The sequence below is a fragment of the Acinetobacter sp. MD2 genome, from assembly GCF_035615575.1.
Lineage (GTDB): Bacteria > Pseudomonadota > Gammaproteobacteria > Pseudomonadales > Moraxellaceae > Acinetobacter.
In genome coordinates, this window is record NZ_VTDK01000025.1 from 1 (window position 1) to 401 (window position 401).

General features: G+C 52.9%; 1 rRNA gene. It reads right to left on the minus strand.

The features are described 5' to 3' along the window. Nucleotides 1–401 (minus strand): 23S ribosomal RNA (locus FXN70_RS11950); the annotation flags it as partial.

Consider the following 401-nt stretch of genomic DNA (forward strand, 5'->3'; position numbering starts at 1 on the left):
TTCAACGGCTCTTTAGAGGACATAAAGTCCTTGGGAAATCTTATCTTGAGGTAGGCTTCCCGCTTAGATGCTTTCAGCGGTTATCCCTTCCGAACATAGCTACCCGGCGATGCGACTGGCGTCACAACCGGTACACCAGAGGTTCGTCCACTCTGGTCCTCTCGTACTAGGAGCAGATCCTCTCAAATTTCCAGCGCCCACAGTAGATAGGGACCGAACTGTCTCACGACGTTCTAAACCCAGCTCGCGTACCTCTTTAAATGGCGAACAGCCATACCCTTGGGACCTGCTTCAGCCCCAGGATGAGATGAGCCGACATCGAGGTGCCAAACACCGCCGTCGATATGAACTCTTGGGCGGTATCAGCCTGTTATCCCCAGAGTACCTTTTATCCGTTGAGC